The sequence below is a fragment of the Alcaligenes sp. MMA genome (assembly GCF_020907215.1).
Taxonomy (GTDB): domain Bacteria; phylum Pseudomonadota; class Gammaproteobacteria; order Burkholderiales; family Burkholderiaceae_B; genus Alcaligenes; species Alcaligenes aquatilis.
In genome coordinates this window covers 245,211-264,242 of record NZ_JAJJPP010000003.1, presented here as the reverse complement: position 1 = coordinate 264,242, position 19,032 = coordinate 245,211, and the positions used below count along the sequence as shown (strand labels likewise).

The following is a 19,032-nucleotide window of genomic DNA, read 5'->3' as shown; positions in this document are numbered from 1 at the left end:
CGGCCTGTATTCTAGACGACTGTTTGATCTGATGCGTGAGCTTTGGTGAGGGCCGGTGCTATCATCCCCGGATGACATTTTTCAGGTGTGAGCCGGTATGCGTAGGCGTCTTTTTTTGCAGAAATCGCTAGTGTGTGCAAGTCTTTTAGCCTTGCATCCCGCTCCTTGGGCCAGTTTGCTGCCTTCAGACCCTTTCCTGGCGCAAAGTTTCAAGGACCTTCAGGGCGAAGATCACGCGCTCTCTACTTATATAGGCAAGCCACTGGTGGTCAACTTCTGGGCTACCTGGTGCGCACCGTGCGTCAAGGAGATGCCGGATCTGCAGGAGCTGCACAAACGCTATCCGGATGTGAACTTTGTGGGCATTGCGGTGGACTCGCTGGATAACGTAACGGAGTTTCTGCAGCGCGTGCCGGTCAGCTACGACATTTTGCTGGCTGGCTCGGGTGGTTTGAAACAAATGCGCAGCGTGGGTAATAAAAAGGGTGGATTGCCCTTTACCGTGGTGTTCGGCAGCAATGGCCGGATCAGTGAACGCATTTTGGGCCAGATAGATCCCGAAAAGTTGGACGAAGTTATTAAAGCTCAACGCTAACTGGCCGACTTTTTCGCTTAATTTCGTCAAATTGCAGACCTGGTGCTTCTCTGTTTAAAACGGCATTGAACCAATGCTAACTATTTGTAAGCCAAGCAGGTTTATGGACAAATGACGTTATTTAGCGTAAAAAGGCGGTCTGTCTTGACGAAAAATCCGCTATGGCGAAACATGTCCTGGTCCTTAACGGGCCTAACCTCAACCTGCTGGGTACCCGGGAACCCGATGTCTATGGACATCAGACTCTCGACGATATCAATAGCGGTTTACAGGTGCTGGCCGACCAGCATGGTGCGCAGTGTCATTTTTTTCAAAGCAATCACGAAGGCGGGCTCGTTGATCGAATTCATCAAGCCCGTACCGAGGGCGTCGATTTCATCCTGATCAATGCTGGGGCCTATACCCATACCAGCGTAGCGATACGGGATGCACTTGCCGGTGTCGGTATTGCGTTTATTGAAGTTCATCTGTCCAATGTTCACCGTCGTGAGCCGTTCCGTCACCACTCCTATCTCTCTGACATCGCTAGCGGTGTCATTGTTGGTTTGGGGGCGTATGGTTATGAAGCCGCCCTGCGGTTCGCTTTGAATAGTTAAGCGGTTCATTTCGTTTTTTTGACCAATATTTTTTAATGCCGTCCTGACCCAGTCAGTGGCTAGTGCGGCGTTGCGGGAAGTACGCATGGATCTTAGAAAACTCAAAACCCTGATCGATCTGGTCGCCGAGTCTGGCATTGCCGAGCTGGAAATCACTGAAGGCGATGACAAGGTTCGCATTGTTAAATTTTCGCAAAGCTCGGCTGCTCCCGTGGTCTATGCACCCGAGGCTCCGGTAGCCCAGGTGGTAGCCCCTGCCGCTGGCGCTCCTGCCGCCGCTCCCGCTGCACCCGCCGCTCCTGAAGGCCACGCCGTCAAGGCTCCTATGGTTGGCACCTTCTACCGTGCTCCTAGCCCAGGTGCTTCTCCTTTTGTGGAAGTGGGTCAAACGGTCAAGGAAGGCGAGCCTTTGTGCATTATCGAAGCCATGAAGCTGCTCAACGAGATCGAAGCCGACAAGTCCGGCGTGATCAAAGAAATTCTGGTTGAAAATGGCGGGCCGGTGGAATACGGCCAGACTTTGTTCGTCATCGGTTGATGATATGTTTGAAAAAATCCTAATCGCCAATCGGGGCGAAATTGCCTTGCGTATCCAGCGCGCTTGCCGCGAGATGGGTATCAAGACAGTCGTCGTTTATTCTGAAGCAGATCGTGATGCCAAGTACGTGCGGCTGGCTGACGAGGCCGTGTGTATTGGCCCCGCCCAGGCTCGTGACAGCTACCTGAGCATGCCTGCCATTATCTCGGCAGCAGAAGTGACCGATGCGGAGGCCATTCACCCTGGCTACGGCTTCATGGCTGAAAACGCGGACTTCGCTGATCGTGTTGAAAAGAGCGGTTTTGTCTTTATTGGCCCACGTCCCGAGAGCATCCGTACGATGGGCGATAAGGTCATGGCCAAAAAGGCCATGATCGAGGCCGGTGTGCCTGTGGTTCCCGGTTCGGATGGCGCCTTGCCGGACGACCCGGCTGAAATCATTCGCATCGGGCGTGAAGTAGGCTACCCAGTCATCATTAAAGCCTCTGGCGGTGGTGGTGGCCGTGGCATGCGCGTGGTCTACACCGAAGCGGCTTTGCTGACTGCGGTTGCCACGACCAAGACTGAAGCGGCTTCGGCGTTCAACAATCCCGAGGTCTACATGGAAAAGTACCTCGAGAATCCACGCCATATCGAAATTCAGGTATTGGCTGACGGTGAACGCAATGCTATTTGGCTGGGCGAGCGCGATTGCTCCATGCAGCGTCGTCACCAGAAAGTGATTGAAGAAGCACCGGCCCCTGGTATTGCCCGTCGCCTGATCGAGCGTATTGGCGAGCGCTGTGCTGATGCCTGCCGCAAGATGCGTTACCGCGGCGCAGGTACCTTCGAGTTTCTGTACGAAAACGGCGAGTTCTTCTTTATTGAGATGAACACCCGTATTCAGGTTGAGCACACCATCACTGAAATGATCACCGGCATTGATCTGGTTCAAGAGCAGATCAAAGTGGCTGCGGGCGAGAAGTTCGTGCTGCGCCAGCGTGACATTGAGTTTGAAGGTCACTCGATCGAGTGCCGTATCAACGCAGAAGATCCGTTCAATTTCGTACCCAGCCCAGGTTTGGTCAGCAAGTGGCACACCCCTGGCGGCCCTGGCGTGCGTATCGACTCGCATGTCTTTACCGGTTATACCGTGCCCCCGTACTACGATTCGATGATTGCCAAGCTGATTACCTATGGTAAAACGCGTGAGCAAGCCATCGCCCGTATGGACATTGCCTTGTCTGAAATGGTGGTGGAAGGGATCAAGACGAATGTGGAGCTGCACCGGGAGTTGATGCAGGATGCCAGCTTCAAGGCCGGCGGCACCAGTATTCACTACCTGGAACAAAAGCTGGCCCAACGTAACAAGTAAGGGCAGCAACAGGTCAGGCCACAGGCCTGACCTGATAAGAATAATGATTACGTAAAACAGGGGCGAGCCCCCTGTTTTGCTTTATGGAAACTATGTATGCGTGAACTCTTACTGAGCTGTCAGGAACACGAGGCCGAGCGCTTGTCCGATGCCTTGCTTGAAGCAGGCGCCTTGTCGGTGTCGGTGGAAGATGCCGACGGTGATACCGACCAGGAAAAGCCCCTGTTTGGCGAACCCGGTATCGAGCCGGATGTGCTGGCCTGGGACCGCAATCGGGTCGTCGCTTTGCTGCCCGAGGAGCTGGAGCCTGAAGAGTTGCTACAACCGCTTTTTGACGCCGGTGTACTGGAGCCTGAAAAGGCCCAATGGAGCGTGCGCGAAGTGCCCGATGAGGATTGGGTACGTTTGACGCAGTCGCAGTTTGGCCCCATCCCGGTGGGTGATCGTATCCTGATCGTGCCTAGCTGGCACAAGGATGACGAGGATCTGCCCGTCGCTCAGGAAGGTGATGATGGCTTGGTTCGTATTGAACTGGATCCTGGCCTGGCGTTTGGTACCGGTAGCCACCCCACGACGCACCTGTGTCTGGATTGGTTGGCCCATCATGTGCGGTCTGGCCAGACAGTGCTGGACTACGGTTGCGGCTCCGGCATTTTGGCGATTGCGGCTCGCAAGCTGGGCGCCGGCCATACCGTGGGTGTGGACATTGACGAGCAAGCCGTGATTGCCACGCGCTACAATGCGCAAGTCAATCAGGTTGAGGTTGAAGGCTTGCTGCCCGATGCCATGCCCGCCGGGCAAACCGATCTGGTGGTCGCCAATATTCTGGCCAATCCCCTGCGTATGCTGGCCCCTATGCTGGCCAACCGTGTCAAACCGGGGGGGCACTTGATTCTGTCCGGCATTTACGATTGGCAGGCCGAGGAAATGATCGAGGTCTATTCCGCCTACCTACCCTTGTCGGTCTGGCAAGAGCGTGATGGCTGGGTGTGTTTGGCTGGTCAACGCCCCTTGTAAGACGGTAGAACCTAAGGTGAGTTCATGGAGCTAAAGACTCGCTGCCCCCGTTGCGGGACATCGTTTGCAGCCAGTGTAGAAACGCTGCAGCGCCGCCGAGGCTATATACGCTGTATTCAATGTGCGCATATCTTCGATGGCTTTGAAGAGGTCATTGATGATCAAGCTCCTGAGCCTTCTTATCGTTCCCCGCTTGTTCCGGTTCAGACCGAGCCGCGTCTGGGGCCTGAACCATTGGCCTCACACCGGCAAGAGCAGGTGCAGACAGTGGACTTGCAAAGCCCTATTCCAGGGCCGCGCTTTGTAGAGCATTCCCGTCATGCACCACCGCGTGATGAAGGCACTGCGCACGACTCCTTGCAGGTACGCAAATTTCCCGACTCCATTCTGGCACAGGCGCCGCTTACGCCGGCAGCGTCTTCTGTTAATGCTGCGGAGCCTTTTGTGCGGCTGGCAGAACCGTCTGTTGAGTCTATAGAGCCCTCTTTGCGGCCGTCAGAACCTTCTGTCATCCGCGCCCGCTCTCGAGCCGAGCCTGTAACCAGGGGGGATCAAGACGCTGCTTTTTTTGTATCGGCCGGCACAGCCGCTGAACCAGAGGGTGGACACCATATTGGTCAGGCCCCCTGGTCGGCTGCCGAACCCCAATTCAGTGTGGGGGATCGTGCCAGTGCTTTGCGTGCGTCTTTCCCCTCACGGCAGGCTGACGGCACCCACGATGATGATGGAGACCACGTCCAGCAAGGTTGGGTGATTGATCCCAACCCCGCCTTGCAACGCGAGACGCGTTACGAGGGCGAGGCCAGTTTTGGCCAGCGTGTGGGTTCGCTGATCTGGACCAGCTTGTGTGTCCTTGGCATTGTCGTGTTCGTATTGCAGCTGATGTACGTGTATCGCGTGCAGATTGTCAGCCAGATACCGATGCTGCGGCCCGTGTTTGAGCGTACTTGCCAGACCTTGTCGTGCAAGGTGCCCTACGAGCGCCGTCTGGACCAGATCCGTGTACAGGCTTCGGCTTTGCATAAAGCGCCGAATCAGCCAGGGCAATCTACGTTGGGCTTTACGCTGCGCAACGAGTTTGAGCGGCCCCAGGAGTGGCCGACACTGGTTCTGGACTTGAAAGATTTTTCCGGAGCCTTGATCGCCCGGCGCAATATCGCGCCCGATCAGTATCTGGCTCCCGAGCGACGCGAGCCCGCGTTTGCAGCGCGCAGTGAAATTATGGTGCGTCTGCCTTTGAATACCGGGCCGCTCCAGGTTAATGGCTACCAGATTAGCCCTTTTTTTCCATAAGGTAATTTATGACCGAGCGAGTGCTGGTATGTGGTTCGATCGCGTTTGATACGATCGCGGTTTTCGAGGGGTACTTCAAAGATCACATCTTGCCCGATAGCATCAAAACCCTGAGTGTGTCCTTTTTTGTGCCCAGTTTGCGTAAAGAGTGGGGTGGCTGTGCTGGCAACATGGCCTACACATTGAATATGCTGGGTGGCCGTCCTGTGCCCGTGGGGGCGGTAGGTAGTGATGGTGTGGATTATGTGCAGCGTTTGCAGAATCTGGGTATTGATACCAGCATGGTGCGCGTGATGCCTGATATGTTCACCCCTCAGTGCTTTATCACTACAGACTTGGCTGCCAGCCAGATTACCTCTTTCCACCCGGGTGCCATGATCAGTTCGGCCCAAATTGATCTGTCCGGTCAAGAAGCGGCGTGGGGCATTGTGGCTCCGGACTCCAAAGATGGCATGTTTGCGCATGCTCGTCGCCTGAACGCACAAGGCACGCCGTTCATTTTCGACTTGGGCCAAGCCATGCCTTTGTTTACGGGCGAAGATCTGCTGGAAATGTTGGAACTGTGTCAAGTTCTTACGGCGAACGAATATGAAGCCGAAGTCATTGAGCAACGTACCGCCAAGAGCATGGCCGAGATCGCACAGGGTTTGCAGGCCGCTATTGTGACGCGTGGGGAGTATGGAAGCACGCTTTACCACAACGGGCAGGCTTATGACATTGCCCCTGTGCCAGTGGACCATGTGGTTGATCCTACCGGCTGTGGCGATGCCCATCGCGCAGGTTTGTTATATGGACTTACAAAAGGTTGGAGCTGGCAGGAGGCCTGCTGCTTGGGCAACTTGATGGGCAGTATTAAAATCCAGGTCGATGGCCCGCAAAATCATGAATTTAAACGGTCAGATATCTCGGCCATGCTAAAACAGCACTATGGGATTGAGCGCAGTCTGTAAGATTGCGTTCTACCATTTTTTATGGTTCGGCCAGCTACGTTTTTTGGAGTAAACCGTATGTACGTCTCTTTTTTTGATCGACCCAAAGTGCGTCTGCTGGTAGTGGCAAGCTTGGCGGCCCCGGTGTTTTTGTTGGCCGGTTGTGCCAATAAATCAGCATCCAGCTCGGTGTACAGCTACGGTCAGGCTCAGCGAGAGCAAATCGTGCGTTTGGGTACCGTTGTTTCGGTACGCGCTGTCACTATTCAGGAAGATCAGAACTCCGGCGTGGGCACCGTCGGTGGCGCGGCCTTGGGTGGAGTGGCCGCCAGCAGCATTGGTGGTGGCCGTGGCAGCATCCTGGCAAGTATTGGTGGTGCTATTTTGGGTGGTCTGGTTGGTAATGCGGTTGAAAACCGCATGGGCAAGACCCAGGGGCTGGAGATCACGGTGCAACTGGATAATGGCGAAACCCGTGTGGTGGCTCAGGAAGCCGATGTTCCTCTGTCCGTAGGTCAGCGTGTCCGTATGCTTAGCGGTAACGGCCCAACTCGTGTGGTGCCGATGTAATCAAGGCCTCAGGGCTTTGCGCACACAAAACCCGGCCATTGGCCGGGTTTTTCATGTCTGCTAAAAAGTCGTGCCTCTATTGTGCGCGTTCACGCTCCAGCAAGGTTTTCTTGCGCTCCAGTCCCCAGCGATAGCCTGCCAGATCACCGCTTTGTCGCAAGACTCGATGGCAGGGGATGGCAATGGCCAGAATATTGCTGGCACAGGCTCGTGCGACTGCACGGGCTCCATTGGGCATATTCAAGCGTTTGGCAAGCTCGGTATAGCTTAAGGTCTGGCCTGCCGGGATCTGACGCAGAAACTCCCAGACACGCTGTTGAAAGGCGGTGCCTTGAATGTCCAGGGGCAGATCCAAGCCTTGGGTCGGTTCTTCTACCATAGCCAGTACTTGAGCGACCCGCTGATTGAATAGGGAATCTGCACCAATCAGTTCGGCAGTCTTGAAGCGATCCTGCAACTGTGCCAGCAAGATGTTGGGATCATCGCCTAAAGCAATGGCACAAATCCCGCGCTCGCTTTCTGCGACCATCAGTGCTCCCAAGCTGGATTGGGTAATTGCAAAACGAATTGGCTTGCCTGGGCCTTGTGGGCGAGGCGTTTTGGCCTGCAGGCGTTGACTTCGATGTACCTTGTTTGGGGCAGGAGCCGCTACGGGTGTGTGTTTGGGCATACGCCACAAATACCATGATGCGACGCTGCGATAGGGGGCCCAGGCTTGGCCAATGTCACGTAAAGCTCGGGCTGAGGGGGCTTTGTCCAGGCGCTTTAAATGGCGATAGCCCTCCCGCACCCCAAAGTCGTCTGCAGGCAAAATGTCCTCGTGTTCCAGTGTGTACATCATCATCATTTCCACCGTCCAGCGGCCTATGCCGCGTAGCGTGGTCAATTGCTTGATCAGTTCTTCATCAGGCATTTGCAAAGCGGTGGCCTGATCGGGAATGATGCCATCCAAACGCGCCTGAGCCAGCCCCAAAATACTGTTGGCCTTGGCGCCGGACAAGCCACAAGCACGCAAGGTTTCATAGGGAGTGGCCAGCACCTGTTCAGGTGTTGGGCAGTGGCCGTGCGGATAAATATCAATCAGGCGTTGCAGGATGCGTTCAGCCGCACGGGTGTGCAATTGCTGATACACCACCGAGCGGATCAGGGCCTCGTAGGGGTCGCGCTCGGGGCGCGGTTGATGGATGCAAGGGCCCACATGGGTGACCAAGGCTTGCCAGTCCGGGTCCAGTGCGGCCAGGAATTGTTCGGCCTCGCGGTAGCGGTGGGCCCGGTCCTGTTTTGATGGAAGACGAGTCATGGAAGTGGTGTGCTGATTGGCGATGAGACCAGTATAAAGTCCGCCTTGGGACAAGACACCCTGGTTCTTGCTCTTGAATTCGGGGCAGGAAAGGAAGGTTTTTTCCAGACTTTGGAGGAGATCAGCCTAATTCAGAATGAGTTTGTTTGCTTGAATATGGCTGCGGGTTGCGTGTTCTAGAGGATGACTCTGATGCGGTTCAGAAAGTTGGCAAATATCAAGCATGGCGACGCATCAAAGTAAAAAACCTGGGCGTGGCCCAGGTTTTTTTAAGCGTGCAGCGTGTCGTGCTTAGATTGGCACCAGGCTGAAAGCCGTGCGCGTGATAACCATATTAAGCACTTGGGTCAGCAGCAAGATGACCAGCGGCGACAGATCCAGGCCACCCAAGTCGGGCAGGACACGGCGTATCGGGTCCAGCAAGGGGGCAGTAATCGAGCGCAGCAAAGGCATGCTGGGTGATTGTGGCTGAATCCAGGATAGCAGGGCTTGCAGCAGCACAACCCAGAAGATCAGGCTCAAGGCCCAGCGCAGCAAGGTAAAGACGGCTGCCAGCAAGAACATGGGGAAGTTCGAGAGCATGGACATGGATCCGGTCAGCACCATCGCACTGAGGACCAGGTAGACCAGTGCGCTTAGCCAGGCTGCGACCAAGGAGGTCCAGTCCCAACGGTTGCCGCTTTTGATCACGCGCCGCAAAGGCATGACCAGCCAGTCCGTGACTTTGAACATGGCTTGCGAATAAGGGTTGAAGGGATGGATTCTGAGCGCATAAACCCAGGCACGCAGTAGCAAAATCGTGCCCAGCAGCGACAGAACAATATGGATTAGGAAGAGGGCGACTTCACTGAACATAGTTGCTTGGTATGAATTGATGGGAGAGGGAATTGTCGCATGCAAGTGCTACAAACCAAAGAGCCACCCTGACCAGGGTGGCTCTTTGGGGAAAAATATAAAAGCGGCGTGTGATTAAGGACGCTTGCCAGTTGGGAAGGGCCAGGAGCCAGCGGGGTTGACGTCGTCGCGCAGCGGTTCGGCTGGTGATGCTGCCGTTTTGCTCGCTTTGCGGGCTGCGGTTTTATTACCTACCTTAGCGGTGGTTTTAGGCGTTGTGCTGGTCTTTGGGGTCTTGGTTTCTGCGGTCACGGATTTAACTTCTTTCTTCTTTGGAGCTACGGGTTTCTTGGCACTGGCAGCAGGACTGGCTTTTTTTGCCGCGGTCTTTACTGCTGCTTTGGTGCCGGCTTTAGTGGCAGGTTTTGCTGCCGCCTTGCTGGGAGTGGCTTTTTTGGCCACGGGTTTGCTTGCCTTGGTGCTGGCCGTTTTTTTTGCGGCAGCGGGGGCAGCAGGTTTTTTAGGAGCAGATTTAGCGCTGGATGCTTTGGGCGCAGTCGCTTTCTTAGCTACTGTTTTTTTAGCGACGGCCTTTTTGGCCACGGCTTTTTTAGCGACCGTTTTTTTCGCTACTGTTTTTTTGGCTACGGTTTTTACGGCGGCTGTTTTGGTCGCGGTAGCTTTGACCGTCGTGTTCTTTGCCGCAGTGGTTTTCTTCACCGCTGCTTTTTTCGCAACCGTTTTCTTGGCCGGTGCGCTGGTTGCAGACTTGGCAGGCGCTTTTACAGCAGCCTTGCTGGTCTTGGTCGCAGTGGTTTTAGTGGGGGACTTTTGGGCAGCGGTTTTGCTGCTGGGACTGGTCTTGGTAGCGGAAGCTTTTACTGGTGCTGTAGCGGGCTTGGCTGGCGTTGCTTTTTTGGGGCTAGCTGTTTTGGTGCTTGCTGCTTTTGCTGCGCCTTTCTTGGCTGTTGCCATGATCATGCTCCTTGAGAACAAGTCTTTAGTTTGTCCACACCCATTTGACCTGGCCTGGAAAACTGCAATGGCCTTTTTCAAATGACGCAGGCGTCTAAGGTTAATACCTTATACGTTTAGCAGTCTAACGCAAGCCCTTACACAGTCAAGTAATAATCATGTAGCACAAGCATATGGCTTTGTTAATCCCCGCTTGCTGTCTCCAATAAGTTGCGTTCTGTACCTGTGCAATCAATTCCCCCAAAAAAGAGCCCCGCATAGGCAGGGCTGAAAGGGCAGGTTAATGGTTGCGACAGTCGTAGCGGGCAAGGCTTAGGCGGGAACCGCCTGAATTGTCAGACCTGTGTTTTTCAATTGCTGCGTCAACTCCGCGAACCGGGCTTCGTATTGCTTGGCTGACTCCATTTTCACGGGACCGAAGCCGCGCAATTGTTGGGGCAGTTCGGCCAGTTCCAATGCCGTGGCGTAGTTGGTCTGATCCAGATTCTTGCTCAAGCTGTTGAGCAGGCTCTGGTATTCGCGCCAGAAGCGACGCTCCATACGGCGCTCATGGGTGTAGCCAAAGGGATCTAGCGGTGTGTTGCGCAGACCTTTGCCTTTGGCCATCCAGCGCAGCAAGGTGGCCGTGCGGGGGCCCAAGGTGATCTTGCGTGGGCGACCTGTGGCCGGATCACGGCGTGCCAGTAAAGGCGGTGCGAAATGAAAGCGCAAGGAGAAGTCGCCTTCAAATTGCTGTTCCAGATCCTGGCGGAACGCGGGCGAGCTAAATAGGCGAGCCACTTCGTACTCATCCTTGTAGGCCATTAGCTTGTACAAGCTGCGCGCGGCTTTTTCAGTCAAGACGGGACGCTGGCCAGGACGCAGTTTTTGTTCGGCTTCACGCAGTGCATGGATGGTGCTGGAAAAGCGCTGGGCATAGGCGGTGTTCTGGTATTGCTCCAAGCTACTGGTGCAGCGCTGCATGATTTGTTCCAACGTTTCACGACGCTGCAAGGTTACGACTTGAGCGGCTGGAGCCAAAAGGCTGACCAATGCTTTTTCGTCGTGAGCCAGTACGCGCCCCAAATGGAAGGCATCCAGGTTGGCTTGAATAGCCACACCATTGAGGCGGATGGCCTGTTCAATCGCCGCGCTGCTGACGGGCAGGGAGCCTTGCTGCCACGCCATGCCCATCAGGAGCATGTTGGACAGCAGGCTATCGCCAAACAGCAGGGTGGCGGCCTGGTGAGCATTGAAAGAACGTACCTGGTTCTCGCCAGCGGTGGCCTTCAATTGACTCAGCAAGTGCTGTGCATCCAGCGGGGCATCGGGGTTGCGGGTGAACTCGGCGGTAGGGGCCAGGTATTCGTTGATGATGGCGTGAGTATGCCCAGGACGCAGGCAAGACAGGGCATTGGGGTGGGCGGCTGCCACCACGTCGCACAAAATGGCCAGGTCGGCCTGGCCGGGATCTACACGCACGGCACCTGTGTTCTCTTTGTTGGCTGACAGACGAATGTGGCTGATGACTGTGCCGCCTTTTTGCGCCAGACCTGTCATGTCCAGCACGGAGCTGGAGCGACCTTCCAGGTGCACGGCCATGGAGAGCACCGCACCAATGGTAATCACACCCGTCCCCCCCACGCCGGCCACAATCACATTGCAGTCGCGAGCTTGAATGGCAGCTTGCGGCAGCGTGTCCAGCTTGGCCAGCAACTGGGCCTTCATATCGGCCTGACCGTTTTGATCACCACGGCGCAGGGCTCCGCCCATCACCGACACAAAGCTGGGGCAGAAACCGTCCACGCAGGAGTAGTCCTTGTTACAGCTGGACTGGTCGATCTGACGCTTGCGACCCTCGGGCGTTTCAGCAGGCACCAGAGACAGGCAGTTCGATTGCACACCGCAATCCCCACAGCCTTCGCAGACCGCCTTATTAATAAAGAGGCGGCGGGCAGGGTCGGGGTACTCGTTCTTTTTACGACGACGGCGCTTTTCAGCCGCACAGGTCTGGTCGTGAATCAAAATGGTGACGCCTGGGATTTCGCGCAGTTCGCGCTGTAAGCGGTCCAGCTCGTGACGATGATGAACGTCCACACCGGCAGGCAGGCTGACACCGCGATAGCGCTCGGGCTCATCGGTGGTGATGACCACACGACGCGCACCTTCCCCAATGGTTTGCTGGCAAATGCGGGGCACAGAGATCGGGCCGTCAACGGGCTGACCGCCCGTCATGGCGACGGCATCGTTGAACAGAATCTTGTAGGTAATGTTGGCATTGGCGGCAATGGCCTGCCGAATCGCCAGATAGCCAGAGTGGAAGTAGGTACCTTCACCCATGTTCTGGAACATGTGGCCCGTTTGGATAAAGGGGGACAGGCCCACCCAGTCCGTGCCTTCACCACCCATTTGAGTCAGACCACGGGTTTTGCGGTCCATCCAGGTCGCCATGTAATGACAACCCACACCGGCCATGGCCTGGCTGCCTTCGGGCACTTTGGTGGAGGTATTGTGCGGGCAGCCTGAACAGAAGTAGGGGCGGCGGGTCAGACCATTGGTGTCAATCGGTGCCAGGTTTTGCACCGTACAGGCAGGCAATTGCACATTGGCGTGATGGCCCAGCCAGCGACGCAGACCCACGGCCACACGGGCAGGGCTGAGCTGACCATCAGCAGGAATCAGTACTTCATTTTCAATATCGCGCTTGCCCGACACAGTGGGGCGCTGGGCACGGTTAAAGAGCAGGTTCTTTAACTGGTCTTCAATGATCGGGCCTTTTTCTTCAATGACCAGAACGTGGTCCAGACCTTCAATAAAATCGTTCAGCGATTGCGGGTTAACTGGCCAGCTCAAACCGATTTTCAGATGGCGAATGGCGGGCAGATCCTTCAGGCTGCTGAGCTGTTGCAGTGCGTCCAGCGTGTCCAGTGTGGCTTTGCCGGTGGACACAATACCGATACGCGCATCAGGTGCCGCTTCAAGGATGCGGTCCAGGCTGTACTTGTGGGCAAACTCGCGCACGCTATCCAGGCGGGCATCCAGAGTGCCTTCCATGGATGGCGTCAGGAATTTGCTGGGGTCGTAGGGGTGTTTGCCGCCTTGCTTGTCGGCCAAGGCCGGGGCCAGATCATCCAAAGGGGTGATCTCGAAAGAGCGGCCGCTTTCTACGGTTTCGGTAATGGCTTTGAAGGCTACCCAGGAACCGGAGTAACGCGACAAGGCCCAAGCCCAAATGCCAAAGCGCTCGTATTCTTCAACAGAGCTGGGGTTGACCACCGGGATGCCCCAGGCGATCAGGGATTGTTCGCTGGCGTGAGGGATGGACGAGGACGAGGCCACGTGGTCATCACCCACAATCATCAGGACGCCGCCGTGCTGGGACGCACCGGCTGCATGGCCGTGGTGCAAGGCATCGCCCGCGCGGTCTACACCGGGGCCCTTGCCATACCACATGGAGAACACGCCATCGACAGTGCGGTCGTCACGCTCGCCCGCTTGCTGGGTGCCCATAATCATGGAAGCAGCCAGGTCCTCATTAATAGCAGGTTGGAAACGGACCTTGGCCTGGTCCAGATGCTTCTGGGCCTTCCACATGATCATGTCCACGCCACCCAGTGGCGAACCACGGTAGCCGGAAACAAAACCGGCGGTGTTCAAACCGTGCTCTTTATCCAGGCGAGCCTGGGTCAGCAACATGCGCACCAGGGCCTGTGTGCCAGTTAAAAAGATGCGTCCTGATTGGGCGGTCAGGTTGTCGCTTAGCTTGTATTGAGTGTCGACGGACTGCGTCATGATGAAACCTCCAGATAGAGATCATGATAGAGAGTCTGTCCTCGCTTTTTTTTGCGTTATAGTTGCGTGTATTCCCTATTCTTTGAAATGTTCATTTCGTAAATGTTTAAATATGGATAAAACTGACTTAAAAATCCTGGATGCCTTGCAGCTGGATGGTCGAGCCTCGGCTCAGCAGGTCTCCGAGCAGGTGGGTTTGTCCACTGCGCCCGTATGGCGGCGCATCAAGAACCTGGAAAAAAACAAGGTCATCCAGGGCTATTATGCGCGCGTGGATCGGCGTCAGGTGGGCCTGCAAAGCTGCATGTTTACCCAGATCAGTCTGGACCGTCATTCGGGTGAAATTGTCGATAACTTCATCCGTGCCGTACGCGATGCGCCCGAGATTCTGGAATGCCACGCCGTGACCGGTGATGCGGATTTTTTGCTGAAGATCATGGTGCCCAGCGCCGAGTCCTACGACGATTTCCTGCACCGCTTCTTGTTCAATATGCCGGGTGTGCGCCAAACCCGCACGATTGTGGCCATGCGCGAGATCAAGAATGTGACCCGCCTGCCTTTGCCACTTTGAAGCATCTTGTTATGGGGTAATACAAGCGCCTTCGGGTAGAATAAACAGGATTCGCCGACCTGCGGTGGGTCGGTATAAAAGCATGAAAGACGGGGTTTTATGACGAAGGCGAATATCTTGCGACGCACTTGCTGGGTTGCTGTGCTGGCGACCGTTTTTTTGAGCGCCTGCGCGGTCAAGGCGCCAGCTCCCGAGCCTGCTGCACAAACTGTTCCTGCCAAACCTGTTCATCCAGCATGTCAGCCCGCTGCGGCTGGAGATCAACTGGCTGGTAACTGGTTAAGCAAGCACCGCCAAAAAGGCGTGGTTGGCGAGCTGCGTACCTTGTTCACCCTGCAGGCCGATGGGTCCATGGCGTACACCGAACAGGTCAAACGCCCCAACAAGCCGTCGCAAGGTTTGAACGAAAGCGGTTGCTGGGTACGCAAGGGCAATGACTTGCAGATCCACACGCAAGAATCCAATGGGGTCATCACCGAGCCGGGCGACCCGATTTACGAAAACCACTACAACATCGTCACCCTGACAGCCCGCAATCTGGTGCTGCGTGATCAAAGTGGTACGACTTATCGCCTGACCAGAATGTCGCCTGGCTACCGCCTGCCATTCTGATTGCGGCGGTTTGAATGATTCCTGGCCGTCCTGGGGGCGGCCAGTTTTTTGTCTGTTTCTTTTGCTGGATGCTCCATGGCTCTGCGCGCAACGATTTATAAAGCTGAACTTAATGTGGCCGATAACGATCGGGCCTACTACGGCAGTCATACCCTGACGCTGGCCCGTCACCCCTCCGAGACCGAAGAGCGGCTGATGGTGCGTTTGCTGGCTTACGGTTTGTATGCGCAAGCGGATGACGCCTTGAGCTTCTCACGCGGGCTAAGCGACTCGGATGAACCCGCCCTGTGGGAGCATGATCTGGGCGGCAATCTGTTGCATTGGCTGGAAGTGGGCCTGCCGGACGATAGACGTCTGATCAAAGCCAGTGGCCGTGCTGAAAAAGTGACGGTATTGGCCTATGGCCGCAATGTGTCCGTCTGGTGGAGTGGTATCAAGGACAAGATCAGCCGCGCTCGCAATATACAGGTTTATGCGCTGGATGCCGCCGGGACCGATGCTTTAGCCGCTCTGGCCGAGCGTGGCATGACCATCAATCTGAATGTTCAGGACGGCACGGTCTGGGCCAGCAGTGACAAAGGTGAAGCCACGGTTGAAGTCAGCCACCTGAATGCGCCTGTTTGAGTGCTTCCCATAGCCTTGGGGCGAGGGCAAGTGTATGGGGCATCATTTCAATGGTTTTACTGTGTGGGCGGCTGGCCCCCAACAAGGGGGAGTGTGAATCCGGTAGCTGGCTTGCATTTTCTGGCGACACGGACCGAACGATAAAAAGCGATAAAAACAAAAAGGGCACCTCGAATGAGATGCCCTTCAAGCACTTGGCGATAATGTTTACAGCCCAGCCAAACGCCCCAATACCTTATCGCGTCCAACCAGAGCCAGCACCGCATCTACCGCAGGCGTTTGTTTCTGTCCTGTCACAGCGACACGCAAAGGAATTGCCAGCTTGGGCATTTTTACCTCGTGATCGGCCAGAACCTGCTTGATCAAAGCAGCCAGATTCTCCGTATTCCACTGTGGCAAGCTGATTGCCTTGCTGGCAAAATCACGCAGCAAGACACGCGCTTCCGGCGTCAACACCTCGGCCAGCAGCTCATCACTGGCAGGCTCGAAAGGACGGCAGAATAACAGGGCACCTTCAGCTAGTTGATTCAAGGTCTCGGCGCGGTCTTTTAACAAACCCATGATGCCAGGCAAATCCTGCCCGTCGGTCTTGCCTCCCAAGGCTTCAATACGGGGAGCCACGCGCTCGGCCAGATCCGCATTGTCGCTGGCCTTGATGTAGTGGGCATTTACCCAGTTCAACTTCTTGGGATCCCACTGCGAAGCCGACTTGCTCAGGCTGCGCGTATCAAACCATTCCACCAACTGCTCGCGGGTGAACAGCTCGTCATCGCCGTGGCTCCAGCCCAAACGAGCCAGATAGTTGACCATGGCTTCAGGCAAATAGCCGTCCTTGTCGTAATCCATGATGCTGACCGCACCATGGCGCTTGGACAGTTTCTCGCCATCGGGGCCCAGAATCATGGGCACATGACCGTACTCGGGCAAAGTCGCGCCCAAGGCCTGTAAAATCACAATTTGACGTGGCGTGTTGTTCACGTGGTCATCACCACGAATCACATGAGTGATTGCCATGTCCCAATCGTCCACCACCACGCAGAAGTTGTACGTAGGGGTACCGTCAGGACGGGCAATGACCAGATCGTCCAGCTCGCTGTTATCAAAGCTGATGCGACCCTTGACCATATCGTCCCAACTGGTTGCGCCGGACTGCGGGCTCTTGAAACGAACCACAGGCTTGCGGTCCGCCGGGATGGCAGGCAATTGCTTGCCGGCCTCAGGACGCCAGGTGCCGTCATAACGAGGCTTCAAACCCTGAACACGCGCTTTCTCGCGCATGGCTTCCACTTCCTCGGGGCTGCTGTAGCAGTAATAAGCATGGCCGTCTTTCAGCAACTGGGCGATGACCTCGCGGTAACGATCCATGCGCTGCATCTGGTAGAACGGACCTTCGTCCGCATCCAGGCCCAACCATTGCATACCATCCAGAATGCCTTGCACCGCCTCGGGGGTAGAGCGCTCCAGATCCGTATCCTCAATGCGCAGCACAAAAGAGCCTTGATGATGACGGGCAAAAGCCCAGGAAAACAGTGCGGTGCGCGCGCCGCCCAGGTGCAGATAACCAGTGGGCGAGGGGGCAAAACGGGTACGGATGACGTTGGAAGTAGACGTGCTCATAACTTGTGTGTGGCCTTGACCTTGGGAAGCCCGCATACGGGACCGAATCTGCGTATTTTAACCCAGCGCGTCAACTAAGAAAGAATCACCGCGCAGAAGTGTCCTACTGGCCTGTTTCCGTATTGAGCTGATCGAACTGGCGCACCAGCTCCGCCAGCGAAGCGGCCTGCATTTTTTGCATGACGCGGGCACGTCGCACTTTGACTGTGACCTCCTTCACATCCAGCTCGGCAGCGATCTGCTTGTTCAGCAGGCCTTGCACCACGCGTACAAACACATCACGTTCGCCCGCGTTCAGGCTGTCCCAGCGTTGCTGCAAGCTCATCTGGGCTTTGGCCTGTTCCTTGCGTTGCGCATCCGCGGCCAAAGCCGATTGCACGGCGTCAATCAGGGCCTGATCCCCGAAAGGTTTGGTCAGAAAATCCCAGGCCCCGTGTTTGATGGCTTTGACCGCCATATGAATATCGCCGTGGCCCGTAATAAAGATGACCGGCATGTGCAGCCCGCGCGACTCCATCTGTAAATGAAAGTCCGTGCCGCTTTGCTCGGGCATGCGCACATCCAGCACCAGACAGGCGGGGGCGTCAGATAAGGGATGCGCCAGAAAATCCCGCGTAGAGGCAAAGCTCAGTGCGTTCACCCCCACGCTGGCCAGCAAGTCGTCCAGGGCGGCGCGAATGGAGGGGTCATCATCAATGATGTAGACCGTGGGCGTGTTCAGAGAAGAGTCCAGATGATCTGTCATGGCGCCAAAGGTAAGGTGAAATGAAAGGCAGCACCGCCATCAGCTTGGTCAGTGGCCCAGATATGGCCGTTATTGGCATCAATAATGCTGCGGCTGATGGTCAGGCCCAGGCCCAGACCGGTAGCCTTGGTGGTCCAGAACGTATCAAACAATTGGGGTAACTGCGTGTCCGACAAGCCGGGACCATTGTCTTTAATGGAAAACAGCACCTTGCTGGTTTGCGGTTTATCGCCGGGCAAGAGGCGGGTTTCTATCGTGATACGAGCCGCATGAAAGTCCGAGGCGGGTGACAGGGCCTCGATGGCATTGAGCAGCAAATTGGCCATCACTTGCTGAATCTGAACCCGATCGGCAAAGACCTGGGGCAGATCGGATTGCAAGGCCAGGCGTAGATCAATATGCTGACGCCGCATCTCGCCATCTGACAGCTTGAGTAGTTCCGTCAAGGCCAGATTCAAATCAAAAGCGCTGCTGGTTGGGGCTTCGTTGCGGGTAATGCTGCGCACCCGGTCCAGTACATCTTTGGCACGTTGGGCGTCGTCCGCAATCCGCTGTGCGGCAGCCTGTGCCTTCTCTATATTTGGCGGCGAGGCTTGCAGCCAGCGCTGGCAGGCACCGGTGCTGCTGTTGATGGCTGCCAGGGGCTGGCTGACCTCATGGGCAATGGAGGTACTGAGCTGGCCCAGCGTGGTCAAACGGGATAAGCGCAGCAAATGTTCGCGCGTTTCATGTGCGGCTGCCTGCACGGATTTGAGCTTGAGTCCCAGATACGTGGTGATGGCGATGGCAACCAGACTGATTCCGGTATTGATCAGACCCACCTCGTAGTCGCCCGCACGGGTTAACAGGACGCTGACCACGGTCAGCACCATACTGAAACTTGCCAGGGTAATGACTTGTCGGGCCGACAGAAAACGAATTGCTATCAGCAGCAGCGGAGTATGAAAGACCGCAGCGGCGATAGCGTAGTTGGTGATGGTATCGGCAATAAAGACCAACGCCATCAAAATGCAAATGCCGGTCAGGGCCAAGGCGCGGTAGGTTTTGCTCGACAAGACGCTAAAAGGTGGTTTCATGTCTTTCGTGTGGGG

At 55.9% G+C, this 19,032-nt stretch carries 18 protein-coding genes; 12 read left to right on the top strand and 6 right to left on the bottom strand.

Annotation, left to right across the window (positions count from 1 at the left end):
• The first annotated feature begins 115 nt into the window (after positions 1 to 115).
• The 8 genes from LNA76_RS13755 (at position 116) to LNA76_RS13720 (ending at position 6,892) form a co-directional block, all read left to right on the top strand.
• The gene (locus LNA76_RS13755; protein WP_230019280.1) at positions 116 to 595 is read left to right on the top strand and encodes a TlpA family protein disulfide reductase; all 480 of its coding nucleotides are present in this window, start codon (positions 116 to 118) and stop codon (positions 593 to 595) included.
• A 161-nt stretch (positions 596 to 756) separates the two neighbouring features.
• The gene (gene aroQ, locus LNA76_RS13750; RefSeq protein WP_094197735.1) at positions 757 to 1,191 is read left to right on the top strand and encodes a type II 3-dehydroquinate dehydratase; all 435 of its coding nucleotides are present in this window, start codon (positions 757 to 759) and stop codon (positions 1,189 to 1,191) included.
• Between the two features lie 85 nt (positions 1,192 to 1,276).
• Positions 1,277 to 1,729 (top strand): acetyl-CoA carboxylase biotin carboxyl carrier protein, encoded by a 453-nt coding sequence (gene accB / locus LNA76_RS13745; RefSeq protein WP_094197734.1) that lies wholly within the window; start codon positions 1,277 to 1,279, stop codon positions 1,727 to 1,729.
• A 4-nt stretch (positions 1,730 to 1,733) separates the two neighbouring features.
• The gene (accC, locus tag LNA76_RS13740; RefSeq protein ID WP_094197733.1) at positions 1,734 to 3,083 is read left to right on the top strand and encodes an acetyl-CoA carboxylase biotin carboxylase subunit; all 1,350 of its coding nucleotides are present in this window, start codon (positions 1,734 to 1,736) and stop codon (positions 3,081 to 3,083) included.
• 96 nt (positions 3,084 to 3,179) lie between these two features.
• Positions 3,180 to 4,100 carry a 50S ribosomal protein L11 methyltransferase gene (gene prmA, locus LNA76_RS13735; protein WP_094197732.1) on the top strand — a complete coding sequence of 307 codons (921 nt, stop codon included), beginning with the start codon at positions 3,180 to 3,182 and terminating at the stop codon, positions 4,098 to 4,100.
• 24 nt (positions 4,101 to 4,124) lie between these two features.
• Complete coding sequence (locus LNA76_RS13730) at positions 4,125 to 5,393, top strand: zinc-ribbon and DUF3426 domain-containing protein (protein ID WP_108728547.1); 1,269 nt, start codon at positions 4,125 to 4,127, stop codon at positions 5,391 to 5,393.
• An 8-nt stretch (positions 5,394 to 5,401) separates the two neighbouring features.
• The gene (locus LNA76_RS13725) at positions 5,402 to 6,343 is read left to right on the top strand and encodes a carbohydrate kinase family protein (RefSeq protein WP_108728548.1); all 942 of its coding nucleotides are present in this window, start codon (positions 5,402 to 5,404) and stop codon (positions 6,341 to 6,343) included.
• A 57-nt stretch (positions 6,344 to 6,400) separates the two neighbouring features.
• On the top strand, positions 6,401 to 6,892 hold the full coding sequence (locus LNA76_RS13720; RefSeq protein WP_003801873.1) for a glycine zipper 2TM domain-containing protein: 492 nt from the start codon (positions 6,401 to 6,403) through the stop codon (positions 6,890 to 6,892).
• 76 nt (positions 6,893 to 6,968) lie between these two features.
• On the opposite strand, the gene LNA76_RS13715 is transcribed toward LNA76_RS13720, so the two are convergent.
• Together LNA76_RS13715 and LNA76_RS13710 are read right to left on the bottom strand one after the other, a co-directional pair.
• Positions 6,969 to 8,192 carry a methylated-DNA--[protein]-cysteine S-methyltransferase gene (locus LNA76_RS13715; protein WP_125277692.1) on the bottom strand — a complete coding sequence of 408 codons (1,224 nt, stop codon included), beginning with the start codon at positions 8,190 to 8,192 and terminating at the stop codon, positions 6,969 to 6,971.
• Positions 8,193 to 8,483: 291 nt separating this feature from the next.
• On the bottom strand, positions 8,484 to 9,047 hold the full coding sequence (locus LNA76_RS13710; protein ID WP_094197728.1) for a YggT family protein: 564 nt from the start codon (positions 9,045 to 9,047) through the stop codon (positions 8,484 to 8,486).
• A 199-nt stretch (positions 9,048 to 9,246) separates the two neighbouring features.
• Between LNA76_RS13710 and LNA76_RS18005 the strand changes: the two genes are divergently transcribed.
• Positions 9,247 to 10,086 (top strand): hypothetical protein, encoded by an 840-nt coding sequence (locus tag LNA76_RS18005; protein ID WP_326833654.1) that lies wholly within the window; start codon positions 9,247 to 9,249, stop codon positions 10,084 to 10,086.
• Between the two features lie 227 nt (positions 10,087 to 10,313).
• Here the strand turns inward: LNA76_RS18005 and LNA76_RS13700 are convergent, their stop codons facing one another.
• Entirely contained in the window at positions 10,314 to 13,772 is a 3,459-nt protein-coding gene (locus LNA76_RS13700; protein WP_230019278.1) for an indolepyruvate ferredoxin oxidoreductase family protein, read from the bottom strand.
• A gap of 112 nt (positions 13,773 to 13,884) precedes the next feature.
• On the opposite strand from LNA76_RS13700, the gene LNA76_RS13695 reads away from it, so the two are divergent.
• The 3 genes from LNA76_RS13695 to LNA76_RS13685 all read left to right on the top strand — a co-directional run bounded on the left by LNA76_RS13695 (position 13,885) and on the right by LNA76_RS13685 (position 15,579).
• Positions 13,885 to 14,343 (top strand): Lrp/AsnC family transcriptional regulator, encoded by a 459-nt coding sequence (locus tag LNA76_RS13695; RefSeq protein WP_009460635.1) that lies wholly within the window; start codon positions 13,885 to 13,887, stop codon positions 14,341 to 14,343.
• Between the two features lie 117 nt (positions 14,344 to 14,460).
• Positions 14,461 to 14,955 (top strand): hypothetical protein, encoded by a 495-nt coding sequence (locus LNA76_RS13690; protein WP_230019277.1) that lies wholly within the window; start codon positions 14,461 to 14,463, stop codon positions 14,953 to 14,955.
• 75 nt (positions 14,956 to 15,030) lie between these two features.
• Positions 15,031 to 15,579 (top strand): YaeQ family protein, encoded by a 549-nt coding sequence (locus tag LNA76_RS13685; protein WP_094197724.1) that lies wholly within the window; start codon positions 15,031 to 15,033, stop codon positions 15,577 to 15,579.
• A gap of 207 nt (positions 15,580 to 15,786) precedes the next feature.
• Here LNA76_RS13685 and gltX read toward each other — a convergent pair whose 3' ends face one another.
• The 3 genes from gltX to LNA76_RS13670 all read right to left on the bottom strand — a co-directional run bounded on the left by gltX (position 15,787) and on the right by LNA76_RS13670 (position 19,017).
• A complete protein-coding gene (gltX, locus tag LNA76_RS13680; protein ID WP_094197723.1) occupies positions 15,787 to 17,196 on the bottom strand; it encodes a glutamate--tRNA ligase in 1,410 nt (469 codons plus the stop codon).
• 103 nt (positions 17,197 to 17,299) lie between these two features.
• Entirely contained in the window at positions 17,300 to 17,941 is a 642-nt protein-coding gene (locus LNA76_RS13675; RefSeq protein ID WP_094197722.1) for a response regulator transcription factor, read from the bottom strand.
• Positions 17,938 to 19,017 (bottom strand): sensor histidine kinase, encoded by a 1,080-nt coding sequence (locus LNA76_RS13670; protein WP_166727080.1) that lies wholly within the window; start codon positions 19,015 to 19,017, stop codon positions 17,938 to 17,940. The genes LNA76_RS13675 and LNA76_RS13670 overlap by 4 nt, the downstream gene beginning before the upstream one ends.
• Positions 19,018 to 19,032: the final 15 nt, after the last annotated feature.

What these genes read in the sequence shown, in the direction of transcription:
- aroQ (WP_094197735.1), top strand. Translation starts at nt 757, where the DNA reads ATGGCGAAACATGTCCTGGTCCTTAACGGGCCTAACCTCAACCTGCTG.
- accB (WP_094197734.1), top strand. Translation starts at nt 1,277, where the DNA reads ATGGATCTTAGAAAACTCAAAACCCTGATCGATCTGGTCGCCGAGTCT.
- accC (WP_094197733.1), top strand. Translation starts at nt 1,734, where the DNA reads ATGTTTGAAAAAATCCTAATCGCCAATCGGGGCGAAATTGCCTTGCGT.
- prmA (WP_094197732.1), top strand. Translation starts at nt 3,180, where the DNA reads ATGCGTGAACTCTTACTGAGCTGTCAGGAACACGAGGCCGAGCGCTTG.
- LNA76_RS13730 (WP_108728547.1), top strand. Translation starts at nt 4,125, where the DNA reads ATGGAGCTAAAGACTCGCTGCCCCCGTTGCGGGACATCGTTTGCAGCC.
- LNA76_RS13725 (WP_108728548.1), top strand. Translation starts at nt 5,402, where the DNA reads ATGACCGAGCGAGTGCTGGTATGTGGTTCGATCGCGTTTGATACGATC.
- LNA76_RS13720 (WP_003801873.1), top strand. Translation starts at nt 6,401, where the DNA reads ATGTACGTCTCTTTTTTTGATCGACCCAAAGTGCGTCTGCTGGTAGTG.
- LNA76_RS13715 (WP_125277692.1), bottom strand. Translation starts at nt 8,192, where the DNA reads ATGACTCGTCTTCCATCAAAACAGGACCGGGCCCACCGCTACCGCGAG.
- LNA76_RS13710 (WP_094197728.1), bottom strand. Translation starts at nt 9,047, where the DNA reads ATGTTCAGTGAAGTCGCCCTCTTCCTAATCCATATTGTTCTGTCGCTG.
- LNA76_RS13700 (WP_230019278.1), bottom strand. Translation starts at nt 13,772, where the DNA reads ATGACGCAGTCCGTCGACACTCAATACAAGCTAAGCGACAACCTGACC.
- LNA76_RS13695 (WP_009460635.1), top strand. Translation starts at nt 13,885, where the DNA reads ATGGATAAAACTGACTTAAAAATCCTGGATGCCTTGCAGCTGGATGGT.
- LNA76_RS13685 (WP_094197724.1), top strand. Translation starts at nt 15,031, where the DNA reads ATGGCTCTGCGCGCAACGATTTATAAAGCTGAACTTAATGTGGCCGAT.
- gltX (WP_094197723.1), bottom strand. Translation starts at nt 17,196, where the DNA reads ATGAGCACGTCTACTTCCAACGTCATCCGTACCCGTTTTGCCCCCTCG.
- LNA76_RS13675 (WP_094197722.1), bottom strand. Translation starts at nt 17,941, where the DNA reads ATGACAGATCATCTGGACTCTTCTCTGAACACGCCCACGGTCTACATC.
- LNA76_RS13670 (WP_166727080.1), bottom strand. Translation starts at nt 19,017, where the DNA reads ATGAAACCACCTTTTAGCGTCTTGTCGAGCAAAACCTACCGCGCCTTG.